Raw genomic sequence first — 15,744 nt, forward strand, 5'->3', positions numbered from 1 at the left:
GGACACTAGTGAATTGCTTTAACTCATTTGTATACTTTAAATCGCTTGCGGTGTTAACTATACTATCAACGTCGAAGCTTGATTTATGAAATTTCTTCAATTCTTCCAGTTGACCATCATTAATCTCTGTGATATCAAACTCAAGAAACGGCTTTTCATCCATTTTATTCTGTTGCACCAAATCCGAAAAGAACCTATAACTCACCCCATTGGTCAACAAGCCAAACTTTGCCTGTGAAACATGGAAGTAGCGTAATAACTGACCATCATGGAGATTTAAATCTTGAGCCCAGTGTTTGCATTCAATCAAGATTGCCGGCACACCATCCTTAATGATTGCATAGTCAATTTTCTCCCCTTTTTTCAATCCAATATCCGCCGTAAACTCCGGAACCACTTCAACTGGGTTAAACACATCGTATCCCAATGCCTGTAGAAATGGCATAATGAAGGCGTTCTTTGTCGCCTCTTCCGTTCCGATCTGCTCTTTAAGCTTTGAAACCCTATCAGCTATGGCTTTCAGTGAATCCTTAAGGTCCATGATGGTATGCGGGTAAGTACGTTGTCAAAGATTACCACTTCCACCAATGTACTATTATTTTTTCAGCCATAAAGCATAATCGCGGTAAAGTCGAGCACTTACACTCGTAAGACAAGCGTTGATCTTTATTAAAAATGAAAGTAAATACTCCCGCATCTAACATCCCGGCTTTTGCGGGGAAGATGTGGTTGGGAGAAGACTACCCCTGTGGCTCTTTTTCCCGCTCTTTGACGAGACGGTAGGCTTCCTCCCACGAAGAGGCCTTCGGAGCGGAGATGTGTCGGTTGGTGCTGTTGGAGAAGCAGATGGTGTAGAGGCCGCTTTCACGGAGCTGCAGGATATTGTCCGGGCTGTCCTCGATGTATATGTCGGCACCCACTTGCGACTTCACCTTCATGAAACAGAGATCCCAGTAAGGAATGCCGTGACTGTCGAGCCACTCGACCGTCTGCTGCACGGCCGAAGCATGGAAGTAGTGGATGAAGAGACGGTGGGTGATGATGCGGATGCGGTATCCTTCATCGGAAAGCAGGCGGAGGTAGCGGCGGGCTCCGGGAACCATCGGCATCGTCCGGAACAGTTCGCGCTGGGTGACAGCAAACCGGTGCAGGCTTTCATACTGCCCGGGGCCGCTGATGCCCCATTCGTCAAGTCCGTAGGAGACTTCCTCCGGAAGCTCATCGAGAGGCCGCTCCAGCCATTCCGAAGCGATACGACGCATGCGGTGGTAAAAATCGGCGCAGACTCCGTCCAGATCGACGCCGATGACTGTTTCACGGGGGCTCTTCATCTCAGAACGCCCTGTCGAACGACCTGCGGTGACGGATCGATACCTCATGCTCCTCGCCGAGAAAACGGAAGATGGCGATGCAGGCGGTTCGTGATCCGTCGTCATCATAGCCACGATTCCGCCGGAGCACATCAATGAACCCTTTCAGCGCACCGTCGAAATCCTCACGGCGCAAGCACTCGATGGCTGCAAGATAGTCCGCCCTGAGATCGTCCTCAGGAAATGCCGACAATGAGGCATCAAGAAGCCTGGCGAGCGTCTTCAAGGTACCCGCGAGCTCCATGTACTCAACCTCCGCATCCAGCTTCGGGGAAAGGGCGAGCACATACCCCGGTGCGGAAAAAAGCTTGAGTTTCAACAGAAGCGAGAGAGCCTTCAGATTCCCGGGTTCACTTTCAATCACACCCTCAAGTACGGAAAGTGCCATCGAGAGCTTTCCCTCCCGTATGAACTCTTCCGCCAGCAGAACCTCTTTTGCATAAGGGCCCGGCACGGCCTTCTGGAGCCACTCCTCGATCTGGTGTTCCGCGAGCGCTCCGGTGAAGCTGTCCCGGACCTCACCTCCGGAAAAAAGCATCACGGCAGGAATGCCGCGGATCTGATACCGGGAAGCGATATCGGGGTACTCCTCGGTGTTGACCTTCACGAGTACCCACCCTCCGATATGCCTTTCAGCAAGTTTTTCGAGCACAGGGGCCAGCATGCGGCACGGCGCGCACCACTCAGCCCAGAAATCGACAAGAACCGGAAGATCATAGCTCCGATCTATGACATCACGCTGAAAATCAAACGAAACGGGCTCAGCCATAACTTGAGGAGGGGATATGTGGTAAAAACATCGTAGGGTTACGATACCATTTATTTTTGAGTTATGCCACCCCGCATGAGTAGCTGCCGGTTATGAGCAATGGAACCCCGGTCATGGGTATTGCGTTTGAGCTACTATGAATAAATAAACCACAGAGAGGCAATGAGCAGAAAAAAATACCGGGTAACGGGGATGAGCTGCGCAAGCTGTGCAAACATCGTGCAGAAGAAACTCACTGCCATGGAGGGAGTGGAGGGTGCCGATGTGAACTTCGCAACGGAAAAGGCGACAGTTGAACTGTCGGACGGAGCCCCTCGGCTCGAAGCCATGAACAGTCAGCTTGAAAAGCTCGGCTACCGGCTTATGGAAGAGGAGACGGAGCCCGGTATGGAAGCTACCGACAGAACGCATGCTGGCGCACCCGAAGAACGGAAGGCAGAAGAGGAGAAACTGAAGTCCCTCAGGGCCATGAAGAGGACGGTGCTTCTGGTCCTCCCTCCCGCTATTCTGATGGTTGCCGTGATGCTCTACGGCATGCTGGTCCGACCGCTCCCGCACGATATCTATAACCCGGTGGCGATGATCATTGCCACCATCATCCTCTTCGGCCCCGGCAAACCCTTCCTGAAAGGCGTCTCGGCCTTTGTCCGTTACCGTGCCGCCACCATGGACACCCTGATCGGCATCGGCACCCTTGCCGCCTACACATACAGCTCGGCCATAACGCTTTTTCCCTCAGTCCGTGAGTTCCTGCAGGTCGATCCCCATACCTATTTCGATACTGCCGTAATCATCATAGGTTTCGTCCTTTCCGGGAAATATCTCGAGGCCCGGGCTAAACAGAAAACGGGTGAGGCCATCGAAAAGCTCATCGGCCTGCAGGCCAAATCGGCCATCATCGTCCGTGATGGAACGGAGATGACGGTGCCGGTTTCGGAGGTCCGGCGCGGCAACCTTCTGCGTGTGAAGCCGGGAGCCGTCATCCCGGTCGACGGCATCATTGCCAAAGGCACGGCAACCATCGATGAATCAATGGTAACCGGCGAACCGGTCCCCGTTGACAAAGCACCCGGGGAAGAGGTAATCGGCGGCACCATCAACAAGCAGGGATCGTTCACCTTCACCGCCATGCAGGTGGGTTCGAATACCATGCTGTCGAGAATCATCGCCATGGTCGAGGAGGCCCAAGGCTCAAGGGCACCGATACAGAACATGGCAGACCGCGTCGCTTCGGTCTTCGTTCCCCTCGTGCTTCTCTTCGCACTCCTCACCCTCCTGCTCTGGCTCTTTATCGGCTCGCTCACGATGGGGTTCGCCGCAGCGCTCCCCCTGGCCATCAACAGCTTCATCGGCATCCTGGTGATCGCCTGCCCCTGCGCCCTTGGCCTTGCCACACCGACTGCCATCATCGTCGGAGTCGGCAGGGGTGCTGAAAACGGCATCCTGGTCAGAAATGCCGAGGCACTAGAAAAGCTTGCTGCCGCAGACACCGTGGTCTTCGACAAAACCGGGACCCTCACCTCCGGCCGACCGGTAGTCACCGACATCGTTGCCCTCAACGCTGAACCGGAACGGTCGCATATCCTCCAGCTTGCGGCAAGCGTGGAGGCCCTCTCTGAACATCCTCTTGCCCGGGCAATCGTCGAGGCAGCAGAACAGCAGCAGCTTCAGCTGCTGGAAAGCCCGGAGTTCAAGTCAATGGAAGGGTTCGGCGTCAGCGCCCTTCTTGAGGGCAAACGGGTACAGGTGCGAAAGCCAACGGTGGAGGAATCCGCCCTGCCCTCAGCCTCGTCACTCCTGGCAGAGGGGAAAACCCTTGCCATTGTCGATGTGGAGGGAAGCGCAGTCGGAATGGTTGCGCTTGCCGACACCATGAAGGAAAACGCCCGTGATGCAGTGGAGGCGCTCAAGAGGCAGGGAGTAAAGGTCATCATGATGACAGGGGACCGGGTGGAGGCTGCAGAGTGGATTGCCCGTCAGGCCGGCATCGATACCGTCATGGCAGGCGTACCGCCAGAAGAAAAGGCGGAGAGGATCAGGGAACTCCAGCGCGAAGGCCGCAGGGTTGCCATGGCGGGAGACGGCATCAACGACGCCCCGGCCCTTGCCGTGGCAGACGCCGGCATTGCGATGGCCACAGGCACCGATATCGCCATTGCCGCTGCCGGCATCACCCTCCTGAAAGGAGATATCATGAAGGTCACGGAAGCGGTGCAGCTGGCGCGTGCGACACTGCGGGTGGTGCGCCGGAACCTGTTCTGGGCATTCTTCTACAACATTGTCGGCATACCGCTTGCGGCAGGAGCCTTCTACCCCCTGTTCGGACTGCTCCTCAACCCTGCTTTTGCGGGCATGGCCATGGCGGGAAGCAGTGTATCGGTGGTTGCCAGTTCGCTCTGGCTTAAACGGATGAGAATCCGCTGAAGAGTGAAGCAGAGTGCGGGATCATGAAGCGCATGGGGGCACTGGAACCGATAAGGACAATCCGAGATGGCGGAGTACGGCCAGAAACTCATCCTCTACAGCAAGAGCACCGCTGAAGCGCTGCAGGCGGGTGAGGCTGTTTTGCACGATGACGCAGTCAATGCCGGCTGCATGGGCGGAATTGAAGCCCCGCAGCGAGTCTTCAACCGCCAAAGCGCGGCATGGGTCGACACCAAGCGTCTCGAGGGCTTTGCTGTAGGGTTCGGGGTGCGGTTTAGGCCGCTCTACGTCGTCATCGGCTATGATCAGCTCGAAATGGTCAAGCAGGCCGGTATGACGGTGCATCATGAGCACCTGGTCGCGTGGACTGCCGGTCACCATGGCCAGACGGACTTTTCCAGAAAGAAAAGAGAGTGTTTCAGACACACCGGGCCGGACCGGAACTTCACCCTGAAGACATCGCATGTAGCGGCTGTTGCGCCGGCGCAACATGTCGCCGGCATCATCCTCCTGCATGCCGAGCTCAATGGCGATCTGGAGGCTCCGTTTGGCATTGCCGAGATACTCCCTCGCCCATAAGGCTTCGGTGATCTCCAGCCCCGATTCCCGGAAAAACTCCTTTGTCACATCAAAAAAAAGACGCTCCGTATCCAGCAGCAGGCCGTCGTTGTCAAGGAGCAGCAGTTCCTTCATAGAGCACTCCTCACGCTTCAAGCACTTCACGGATTTTGGAGGTCAAGGCGTCCCGGGAAAATGGTTTTCCGAGGAAGTGCAGCTCCGCACCCGCTTCGGCATCAGCAAATGCATCGGCCGCGTATCCCGACATGAAGAGAGTCTTCAGCCCGGCACGGGCCCGAGAAAGCTTTTCAGCCAGTTCCCGGCCGTTCATGCCGGGCATCACCATGTCGGTGAGGAGCATGGCAATCTCTCCATGATGCTGCTCTGCTCTGGCGAGGGCCTCATCCGCGTTTTCGGCATCAAGCACCCGAAAGCCGATGCTCTCAAGAAAACGGCGTGTGATATGGCGGACAGCGTCTTCATCGTCAACAAGCAGGATGGTAAGATCCTCTGCGGAAACCGAGCCGGTCGATGCATCGGAAGTCGCTCCTGCAGGGCCGTCTGTGATTTCGAAAGAACGCGGAAGGAAGAGCTTCATGATGGTGCCATTTCCAGGGGTACTCTCAACACTCACGAACCCCCCGCTCTGCTCGACGATGCCGTATACCGTCGAAAGACCGAGTCCGGATGCCCCGCTGCGGGTCGAGAAGAAAGGCTCAAAAACATGCTCGAGCACTTCGGGCGCCATACCGTGTCCCGTATCGGACACTTCGACAAGCACCATATCGTCCAGAGATATCTCGCCAATAGAGTCAGGCGTATGCCCTTCCATAGGAACGTTCCGTGTGACGATGTCGATCCTGCCGCCTCCCTCCAGCGCAAGAACAGCATTGTCAAGCAGGTTGGCTATGATTTCTTCGAACTGGGACGGGTCCATATTCACCGGCCAGAGCTCACTGCAAGAGGTAAAGGAAATCTCGATTCCGCTGGCGTAGAGCGGTCTGACTGACTGCAGTACGCCGGCTATAGCATCATTACATGCGATGACTTTGGGAACGACAACCCGTTTGCGGGCGAATGAGAGAAGGCTTGTGGTCAGCTCTGCACAGTGCATCACCGCCTGGCGGATCTCTTCCAGACTCCCATCATGCTCCGAAGCGGGGCCAAGTCGGGAGAGCATAAGGTCGGCATGGCCGAGAATGGACTGGAGGCTGTTGTTGAAATAATGTGCGATGCCGCCGGCAATGCGGCTCACCGACTCCATCTTCCCCGCTTTGACGAGGAGCGAATGCATCCGCTCTTTTTCCGCCTCGATCCTCCGCCGCTCCCGTATGTCCCGCGCAACGCCGATGATGCCGGACAGATTCCCGTCTGCGTCCTGAAGGAACGTCGTCATCACCTCTGTGGGTACCACAGAACCGTCCTTGCAGAGCTGGTCGAACTCGCAGACCGCCGAGCGGGCCGTAATGTCTCCCTGTTGGAGCGCCGTCAGGCGGGACTGGATCTCCTCAGCGGCGACAAGTGCCGAGGCAGGGGTGAGGGCATCGAAAAGCGATTGACGACAGATCTCCTCGGGGGTGAATCCTCTCAGGCTGAACACGGAAGGACTTGCATACACATAGCGGTTACGCCGGAAATCATAGAGCCAGATGACATCGCCGCTGTTTTCAGTGAGAAAACGGAAAAAGGATTCTCCGCCGACCGTATCGATGAGGGGAAAGCCCTCCTTGGCCCCCTTAAGCATTCCGGAGACACCTCTGAGCGGGTCTTCATACTGCGGCCCGCTCTGGCAACGCACATGGCCGCCGGCATTATGAACAAAGCGCCGGGGCAGTTCCTCTCCGCCAACAGTCGCATCCTTCAACCGTGCGTTCTTCCTCATGGCAACAACTCCTTTTTGGCGGGGGAGAAATTCATGATGGAACACTCTGCACATACCCTGCACGGAAAAACCAACCTGATGCATAATAGGAATAGTCTCTGTGGCCGTGTAGTCATTGGCGGCAAGTGGGGACCGCCGAAAGGCCACTGGTTCAATGTATGGAAACAGCTCAAGAAAGACAAACCGCCCGCATTCACAGGTAGAGCATGCCCATCCGCACAATCTCCTCTTTCACCCGGTTCCTCAGTTCTTCGGGGGCAACCACTTCGGCTTCTCCTCCGTATCGCATCACCCAGCGCATGACGGCCTCCAGAGAAGGAATCTCCATGGAAAGAGTGAGTGAGCCGTCCTCATGATCTTCGAGCTCCTGGGAAGAATGCCACTTTCTCTCCCTGATCCACTGCGAGTGATGCGGGGAAAACCGGAGCGAAACCTTTACGAGCTGAGGTTCGCGAACATCCTCGAATGCTCCGGAAAGATATCGGCCCAAAGGAAACCCTTCCTGAAGACTGAAGACTTCATCGAGCGGCACTGCCTCGCTGATCCTTGAAACAGCAAAGGTGCGCACCTCCTGACTCAGCTCACACCATGCGACGAGGTACCATGAGGTGAGCACCTGCGAAAAATGAAGGCGATAGGGATGAATGGTGCTTTGTGTCGCAGCTCCGCTTCTTGACGAGTCATCGTAGATGATCCTCATTTTCGTCTGTTGCCGGAGGGAGTCCTCGATGGAAGTGAAACAGGCAATCGAGACCAGCGGGTCGGAAAACCGGCCGAAGGAATGGATGTCGGACTCGGATCGGTCGGCACAGGCCCCGGGAAGATACTGCAGCACCTTGTCGAGTGCACGGCTCACCTCATCATGGCAGGGCGTGCCGTGATACCCTGAGATTACTTTCTTGGTTGCCATAAGTGCCTCGGCCTCCATGGGATCGAGAAGCACCTCGGGAAGGAACTGCCATGCCCCTTCATAGGCAAACCCCCGTCTCCGGGAGTCATAGACTATCGGGGCACCGAGCATGTCCTTCATGTAGCGGATGTCGGACCGGATGCTTCTTGGCGACACGTCGAAATAGCGGGCGACGGCGGAACAGTTGGGATATCGGCTGTTGCGGAGCAGGCGGTCCAGATGCTGCATCCGTACCATCGGGGGCCGGAACTGTCTCATGGGCATGTACTACATTAAAACAATAACGAAACGGTCACAGTATAGTTTAAAATAGGCGAATAATAGGCGAAAGTAAAAGTATTTATCTGTTTTTTACTGTGTAGGCAGATTCTTCAGGCTGGTTCAGGCTGGTTTTTGCGTATAAAAAGCTTTACCAGTTCAAGCACGGGAAGCACGGAGAGAGCCGGAAGCACCGTCAGGATCCAATCTTTTCCCTCAAGTCGGACCACGCCGAACGGCCCTTCAAAGAGGGGCACGAAAAGCACTGCGGCAAACATGCAGGACTCCCACAGCACCGCAAGGTTGAGCCAACGGTTGGCAAACGGACGGCGGAATACCGAGGCTGTGAGGGAACGGAAATTATAGGCTTTGAAAAACTCGATCAGGACGAGCGAAACGAAGGTCATGGTCATGGCTGTCCCGACAGAACGCTCAGTATGAAGCGCGTAGGTGAACAGGAGGAGGTTGCAGAGGGTCGACCAAAGACCGCCGGCAAGCATGAGAGCCATGAGCGGAGGTGTGAAGACGCCGGTCTTCGGATCTGCAGGGGGACGGCGCATGATGCCCTCTTCAGGGGGATCGACGCCAAGAGCAAGTGCAGGAAGGCCATCGGTGGCCAGGTTGACATAGAGGATCTGCACCGCAGTAAGCGGCATCGGCAGACCCAGCAGCATGGCGCCCACAATGAGACCGAGCTCCCCGATATTGGATGAGAGCAGGTAGGTCAGATACTTGCGGATGTTGTCGTAGATGCCCCGACCCTCTTCGATGGCATCGACGATTGAAGAGAAATTGTCGTCAGTGAGGGTCATGGCCGAGGCCTCCCGGGCGACATCGGTGCCGGTGATGCCCATCGAGATGCCGATATCGGCCCGCTTCAGGGCCGGGGCGTCATTAACGCCATCTCCAGTCATTGCGACCACTTCGCCGTTTTTCTGCAATGCCTCGACAAGGCGGAGCTTGTGCTCGGGAGAGACCCGAGCAAACACAGAAACGGAGGCGGCAACGTCACAAAGGGCACCATCATCCATCGTCTTCAGCATCGCACCGCTCACCACACGCCCGTCACCGGGAAAGCCCAGTTCCTTGGCAATCGCCGCAGCCGTCAGAGGGTGGTCGCCGGTAATCATCACAGGACGTATGCCGGCCTCGATGCATCGGCGGACAGCCGGCCCCGCTTCCGGACGGGGAGGGTCGATCATTGCTGCAAGGCCGAGAAAGGTCATTCCGGTTTCCGCACCCTCAAAATCCTCTGCATCCCGTCTGGCGAATCCGAGCACCCGCAGGGCGTTGCTTCCGTAAAGGTCAGCCGCCGCCTGCATCTGGGTTTTCAAAGCATCATCGAACGGTACTGACGCACCGTCCATAGACACAGCTGAACAGCTCCGGAGCACCGCCTCCGGAGCCCCTTTCATGAACACCTGCCCCTTCCCCTCAATCCGGTGCAGGGTAAGCATCCGCCTTGTTTCGGATGAAAACGGGATTTCTCCGATGCGGGGACAGCGCTTTCTTTCAGCCTTTTCATCAATGCCGGCCTTGCGTGCTGCAACGACGAGAGCCCCTTCGGTGGGATCCCCGGCAACCGTCCAGATGCCATCCCCGTCCATCTCGAGACCGGCGTCGTTGCAGAGCACTGCCGCCAGAAGCAGCGCTTTAGCCTTATCGGGCATGAAGGAACCCTCTGCAACGGAGAGGGTTCCCTCGGGCAGATAGCCGGTGCCGCTGATGAGCACCTCTCCCTCTCTGAGGCGGATCCTCCGGACGGTCATTTCATCGCGGGTCAGGGTACCGGTCTTGTCGGTACAGATCACCGTTGTGCTTCCGAGCGTTTCAACCACAGGAAGTCGGCGCATGAGTGCGTTTCGCCGGGCCATCCGCTGTACGCCGAGGGCGAGCGAAATCGTGACGACAGCAGGAAGGGCCTCAGGGACCACCGCAACGGCAAGGGCAATACCGAAAAGCACCATCTCCATGAAGGGTCGTCCGTGCAGCAGCCCTGAAACGACGATGAAGAGAACAATCAGAAGCGCAGCTCTTGAGAGAAGGATGCCCACCCGGTCAAGGTTTTTCTGGAGCGGGGTCCGCTCCGGAGGAACCTCCCCGAGAAGCGAAGCAATCCTGCCGAACTCAGTCTGCATGCCGGTTGCCGTCACCACGGCCTCTCCCCGTCCGGCACGGATGGTCGTACCGGCAAACACCATGTTGAGCCTGTCTCCCGGAACGGCTTCCTCCCTAAACACGGAGTCTGCTGATTTTTCCGTCGCTTCAGACTCCCCCGTCAAGGGCGACTCGTCGACAATCATGCCATAGGAAGAGAAAATGCGGGCGTCGGCCGGCACCCTGTCACCCGCATCAAGGATGATGATGTCGCCAGACACAAGTTCCGATGCGTCAAGCGTTGACTCCCTGCCTCCCCGCCTGACCCGGGCCATCGGTGCCGCCATCTTCCTGAGTGCAGCAACAGCCTGTTCCGCCCTGTACTCCTGGACAAAACCGAGCACCACGGCGAAAAGGACGATAATGGCGATTGTTGCCGCTTCAAGCCCCTCGCCGATCAGGAACGAAAGAGCGGCTGCAATGAAGAGGGTTATGACGAGTACATTGCGGAACTGAAGGAGGAGCAGGGAAAGTGGACGGACGGGGCGGACAGGGCGGATGATGTTCGCCCCTTCCTTATGCTTGCGCAGAAGGACGGCATCGTGCGTCAGTCCGTCCGGACCGGAATCAAGCCGGCGCATGGCCTCATCGGCCGGAAGCGCGTGCCATGGTACCCTGGAATCCGAATGCATGAGACCCTCCCGTGATGATCGGGTTTCCCGCCCCTTCTTGAGGGGCGCATGTCTCTACGGAGGAAAAAACACCGCCAGAGATGTTTTAAACGGAAGCCTGGAGCTTAAAAGTTTACGGCCACGGCCCTCGAGGCCTGAAGGCGGAACTTCTCTATCCAGTCAGGACCCGAATGCTTTATGGCAAGGGCGACGGTAAGATGCTCGGCCCGGAGTCCCATGTCGACGTTGCGGCCGAGTCCCTGGACGCAGGATGGACAGTTGGTCAGGATGACGGCATCCGGCGCTCCATGCATGGCCTCGCCGATAGCCTCCCGTTTGCGCTGGAGCATAGAATCGGTGATGTCGGGGCGAGACAGAGAGAGAGTGCCGGCCTCCGAACAGCAATGCGGAACCGGAGTGATGGCACCGAACCCGCCGATTTCGGCAATGACTTCCTGCGCCTTGCCGTGCAGTGAATCATGGCAGGGAGCGTGGTAGAGTCCCCGCGCCCCGCCCTCAAGCCTCATTCCCTGCTCCTGCAGCCAGGCCGCGGTGTCAATGATTCTGCCGCCGAAGAGCCGGCCAGCCTCGATTGCGTCCAGTCCCTCCATGCATGTGCCGCAGGTCACCAGACAGGCATCGAATTCAATGTAGGAGAACATCTCCCTGATCTGGCTGAACATCACGCTGTTGCGGAGCACGATGCTGGAATACTGATCGGTTTTTGCATTGACATGGGCAGGAAATCCGCAGCAGAGAAACGGCGGGGGGATAACTACCCTGGCTCCCGCTTCGAGCAGGAGGTGGATGGCCGCCATCGATATGGTGGAGTTGAGCCGCTCGGAACCGCACCCCGGGAAATAGAAGACGCTGGAGGTGGCTTCCCGGGCAGGTTCGAACACGAGCACCTGGTCGGGGCCGCATTCGGGCAGTACGTCGCGCAGGGTCCCGGCAGGCACCTTCGGCACCGGCGAACGGAGCATACGTAGCGGGTAGAGTGCCGGAGGCTCGTTTTCGGGCTGAATGGGCCGTACGATGCGGGTACCTGCCCGCTGGGCGGCGCCTCCCATCTGGAGCACACTCTTGCGGAACAGCTGGTTGAAGGCCGGAGAGCGGCTTTCAAGATAGCTCAGGGTCATTTCAGTAACCGGAGAGGAGTGCTTGATGCCCCAACCCGAAAGGATTTCACGCTCAAGAACGGAGACGTCTCCTGTATCGATATCGACAGGACAGGGCTTGAGGCACTTGTGGCAGATAGTGCAGTGGTCGGCAACCTCCTCAAGCCAGCGGAGCAGGGCAAAATCGGTCGAGCGCTCGCGCTGCGCATCGAACAGCAGCGCCTCAATCAGCGAGCCGATGGCGAGGTTCTTGTTGCGCGGGTGATAGAACATCCCGCGTGCAGGATAGTAGACACAGCAGTCCGTCTTGCATTTTCCGCAGCGGATGCAGTAGTCGACCTTCCGTGACAGCGACTCGATCTGGGCCCGCTGCAGAATGTGGGCCTCAAGCTCGAGCATATTGAACGAGGGGGTGAAAATATGCTTGAGGAGCTCGAGGTCGTCGAGCTTGCCGGGGTTCATGAGTCCTTTGGGGTCAACCTTCCTGCGGTACAGCGAAAGCTCCTCAAGGATCGAGGGGTCGAGGTATTTCAGTTTGGTGACGCCGATGCCGTGCTCACCGGACACAACGCCGCCGAGCTCGACCACCTTTTCCATCACCCGGTCAATGACCCGGTCTGCCCGCTCCAGCATTGGCCGGTCGTTCGAGAGCACCGGCACGTTCACATGCACGTTGCCGTCACCGGCATGCATGTGGGTTGCGAGCACGATTCTCCGGTCGCGGATATAGCGGTATCTCTCTTCAAGCGCCTCCTGGACATCAGGGTACCCCTGCAGGAGCTCGCCAAGCTCGCCGGCCAGTTCTTCGACGATTGCAAGTGAACGGAGATCCTCAAGGGAAGCTTCCGATATCCTGTTGCCGAAAAGCCTGCAGAGATCGAGGCCTGCGGGGACTTTGGCGGCAAACTGCCCGTCATCCTCAACGACCTTGGCCCCCTGGAGGACATCGCGTGCACGCTCCATGAAAAGCAGCTGGGCGTGTCGTTCCTCCTCGATGTTCAGGCCGTCGATGAACCGCGCGAATTCTGCCAGAGCTTCGAGCGGGATGACAATGTCCTCATTGAGCTTGAAGGCATTGGTACGCCGGGCGATGGCGCCGAGTTTCTTGCGGTCGGCCCAGAACCGTTCGGCCGCGGCATCATCGCGCGCCAGGAACATCAGGGTGTTGGGATGGCGGCTGAGAAGTTCCTCCACCCGCGCCACCCCGCGGCCCGCCTCTTCCTCCGTATTGCCCGCGATATCGATGAGCAGAACCGCCTTCGGCGTCTGCGGCCTTGTGGCCTTCACCTTATAGTCAATCGCCCGGATGTACTCATCGTCGAAATGCTCAAGGGCGAGCAGGGCCTCGCCGCCTTCGGCCGGCAGCGGGAAAATCTTCGACAGTTCGACAATCACCCGGCTTGCTTCGTCCATATCGGGTCCGAAAAACTCCAGGCAGAGCGTTTTCTTGACCGGGTACTTTGGATAGAGCACGAACACGGCCGAGGTGATGACCCCGTCGGTACCCTCTTTCTGCAACCCCGGCACGCCGCCGAGAGCCTTGTTGGTGATGTCCTTCCAGAGGCCTTTCTTCCGGATGTCTGTGCCGAGCAGCTCAATGCGGTCGATCCTCCGGTCTGATTCGTCGCGGATCTCGAAGGCGACGGTATCTTCGTGCAGAATCTTGCGAAGCCGGTGGTCGGTTCTGCGGACGGTGATGTTCTCTCCCGTCGGCATGGCCATCCGCCACTCAAGCAGATTATCTATGCATGTGCCCCAGCGCACCGCCATTTTGCCGCCGGCGTTTTCAGAAATATTGCCACCGATGGTACAGGACCATTCGCTGGTGGGATCGGTCGCAAACACCAGTCCATGGTGATCGGCCTCGTGCATGGCCTTTTCGGTCACAACGCCTGCCTCCACTTCAATGACCGATGCGGTGCGCATCTGGCCGTCATCAAGCTCGAATTCACGGGCGGTGATCCCCTTGATGTGGTTCATCTTCTCCATGTTGACGATGACGCAGCCGGAATGCAGCGGAACCGCGCCACCCGTCAGGCCTGTTCCTGCACCGCGCGGAATGGCATGAAGCCCGAGGCTGGAAATGGCGGTGAGAATCGGGGCCACCTGCAGCTCGAGATCGGGCGTGACGACTGCGACAGGCAGATGCAGGCGCCAGTCTGTGGCATCCGTCGCATGAGCAACAAGGGAAAACGGGTCGAAGAGTACGTTCTTCACGCCGACCACTGCGCCAAGCTCACGGCGCATCCTCCGGCGAAGATCGGGAGTGAGGGCAACCACACGACGGAACCGCTCGACCTCTTCCTGAACGGCGGCAACGATCGCCGTGACGCGGGTTTCGCCGTTGGCCGATGCGGCAATGACCTCGAGGTCCGCCATCGCACGCTCGAACAGCCTGCGCCGCCGTGCAGCCGAATCGACCAGTTCCTGGAACAGATAGGGGTTGCGGCGATGGATGAGGATTTCGCCAATGATGCTCATCAGAAGGCGCGCCGAACGGCCCGTCACCCTGCGCTCACGCAGTTCGTCGAGCATACGGACGACATCGGCTCCGAGCAGGAACGCAATGGCCTGACGGTCACCAGCCGAAGTGTAATTGAAGGGAATCTCCCTCGGTGTGCTTTGTGCCGATTTCTGGGATTTCTGGCCTCGTGTCAACATTCAATCAGGGGTCATGGTGTAAATAATAAAAATAACACAATCCGGAGGCATTCCATTCCTCAAGGCAGAAGAGCGCGAGCCCGTTCTCCCATATCGAGCTGGAACATTCCCGCGAGAGTCCGTTTTTCCGATGAGGAACCTGCAAACAGCTTGAATCCCATCATACTGGTCATCGACTGGACCGCACAGTTGATCCTGCCGATGAAAAGATCAAGATCGGTAACTTCATGCCGGACGTCGGAAGCCGCCTGCTCCATGAATGCCAGGAACTGCTGCTGGCGCATCTCACCGATCCGCGAGGACCATGAGACGTCTGATATCCGGAAAGCACAGAGCGGTTCATCAATCACGTACAGGTCTCCGAGCTGGAGCAGCTGGAGCCAGAAATCAAGGTCCGTGGTATAGGGCACCCGTGCGCTGTAGCCGCGGGTTCGAGGAATGGCTTCAGAGGGAAACATGCCGGATACCGGTTCGCCGATGATATTGGTACCCATGCGCACCATCTTGCGGACCACCTCGACTGGTCCCTTGCGCCCTTCGTCCAGAAAGTTCACCTTGCTGATGAGCGTCTTTCCGTGGGAGTCGATGATGGCCCGCTGGGCACTGACGAGGCTGACGCCCTCGTTCATGGGATCCCGGAACGCAGCAACCTGTTTTTCCAGGCATGAGGGATAGAGTATGTCGTCGCCGCACACCAGCTTCACATAGCGGCCCGACACCTCGCTGACGGCACGGTTCCAGTTTGCTTCAGGACCGAGGTTTCGCTCGTTCTGCTGAAGACGGATGCGCGGATCGGCATAAGACGCCGCTATTTCGAACGACTCGTCCGTTGAATTGTCATCATAGATAAGCAGCTCAAAATCCTCGTACGTCTGGGAAAGTATCGAGCGGATTGTTTCACCGATAAAACGTGCATTGTTGTACATCGGAACAGTCACGGTGACCATTGGACGGTTGCAACCGTTCATACCATTGCCTCCCATACATTTATGGGCAGAGCCTTCATTACGGCGCCCCGCCTTCATC

Annotated in this window: 10 protein-coding genes; 1 reads left to right on the forward strand and 9 read right to left on the reverse strand. The window is 57.6% G+C overall.

Translation table 11 applies throughout. The features are described from left to right. The 3 genes from A3K90_RS02645 to trxA form a co-directional block, all read right to left on the reverse strand. On the reverse strand, positions 1-541 hold a 541-nt coding region (locus A3K90_RS02645; protein WP_303681056.1), incomplete at its 3' end, for a type I restriction endonuclease. 199 nt (positions 542-740) lie between these two features. Beyond that, positions 741-1,331, reverse strand: coding sequence for a 5'-nucleotidase (locus A3K90_RS02650; RefSeq protein ID WP_011357962.1), 591 nt, complete (start codon positions 1,329-1,331; stop codon positions 741-743). Between the two features lies 1 nt (position 1,332). Continuing rightward, positions 1,333-2,139, reverse strand: coding sequence for a thioredoxin (gene trxA, locus A3K90_RS02655; RefSeq protein ID WP_303681057.1), 807 nt, complete (start codon positions 2,137-2,139; stop codon positions 1,333-1,335). 162 nt (positions 2,140-2,301) lie between these two features. Between trxA and A3K90_RS02660 the strand changes: the two genes are divergently transcribed. After that, positions 2,302-4,563, forward strand: coding sequence for a heavy metal translocating P-type ATPase (locus tag A3K90_RS02660; protein WP_303681058.1), 2,262 nt, complete (start codon positions 2,302-2,304; stop codon positions 4,561-4,563). 21 nt (positions 4,564-4,584) lie between these two features. Here A3K90_RS02660 and A3K90_RS02665 read toward each other — a convergent pair whose 3' ends face one another. From A3K90_RS02665 to A3K90_RS02690, 6 genes are all read right to left on the reverse strand, one after another. Further along, positions 4,585-5,256, reverse strand: coding sequence for an HAD family phosphatase (locus tag A3K90_RS02665; RefSeq protein ID WP_303681059.1), 672 nt, complete (start codon positions 5,254-5,256; stop codon positions 4,585-4,587). A 10-nt stretch (positions 5,257-5,266) separates the two neighbouring features. After that, positions 5,267-7,003 (reverse strand): ATP-binding protein, encoded by a 1,737-nt coding sequence (locus A3K90_RS02670; protein WP_303681060.1) that lies wholly within the window; start codon positions 7,001-7,003, stop codon positions 5,267-5,269. Positions 7,004-7,196: 193 nt separating this feature from the next. Beyond that, on the reverse strand, positions 7,197-8,171 hold the full coding sequence (locus A3K90_RS02675; protein WP_303681061.1) for a YafY family protein: 975 nt from the start codon (positions 8,169-8,171) through the stop codon (positions 7,197-7,199). A 113-nt stretch (positions 8,172-8,284) separates the two neighbouring features. After that, positions 8,285-10,960: a cation-translocating P-type ATPase gene (locus A3K90_RS02680; protein WP_303681062.1), complete on the reverse strand. Its 2,676-nt coding sequence runs from the start codon at positions 10,958-10,960 to the stop codon at positions 8,285-8,287. 104 nt (positions 10,961-11,064) lie between these two features. Continuing rightward, on the reverse strand, positions 11,065-14,718 hold the full coding sequence (locus A3K90_RS02685) for a DUF3683 domain-containing protein (RefSeq protein WP_303681063.1): 3,654 nt from the start codon (positions 14,716-14,718) through the stop codon (positions 11,065-11,067). 59 nt (positions 14,719-14,777) lie between these two features. Continuing rightward, a complete protein-coding gene (locus tag A3K90_RS02690) occupies positions 14,778-15,686 on the reverse strand; it encodes a glycosyltransferase (RefSeq protein ID WP_303681064.1) in 909 nt (302 codons plus the stop codon). Positions 15,687-15,744 lie beyond the last annotated feature (58 nt).

Source organism: Pelodictyon luteolum (assembly GCF_001622165.1).
In the GTDB taxonomy this organism is placed as follows: Bacteria; Bacteroidota; Chlorobiia; order Chlorobiales; family Chlorobiaceae; genus Chlorobium; species Chlorobium luteolum_B.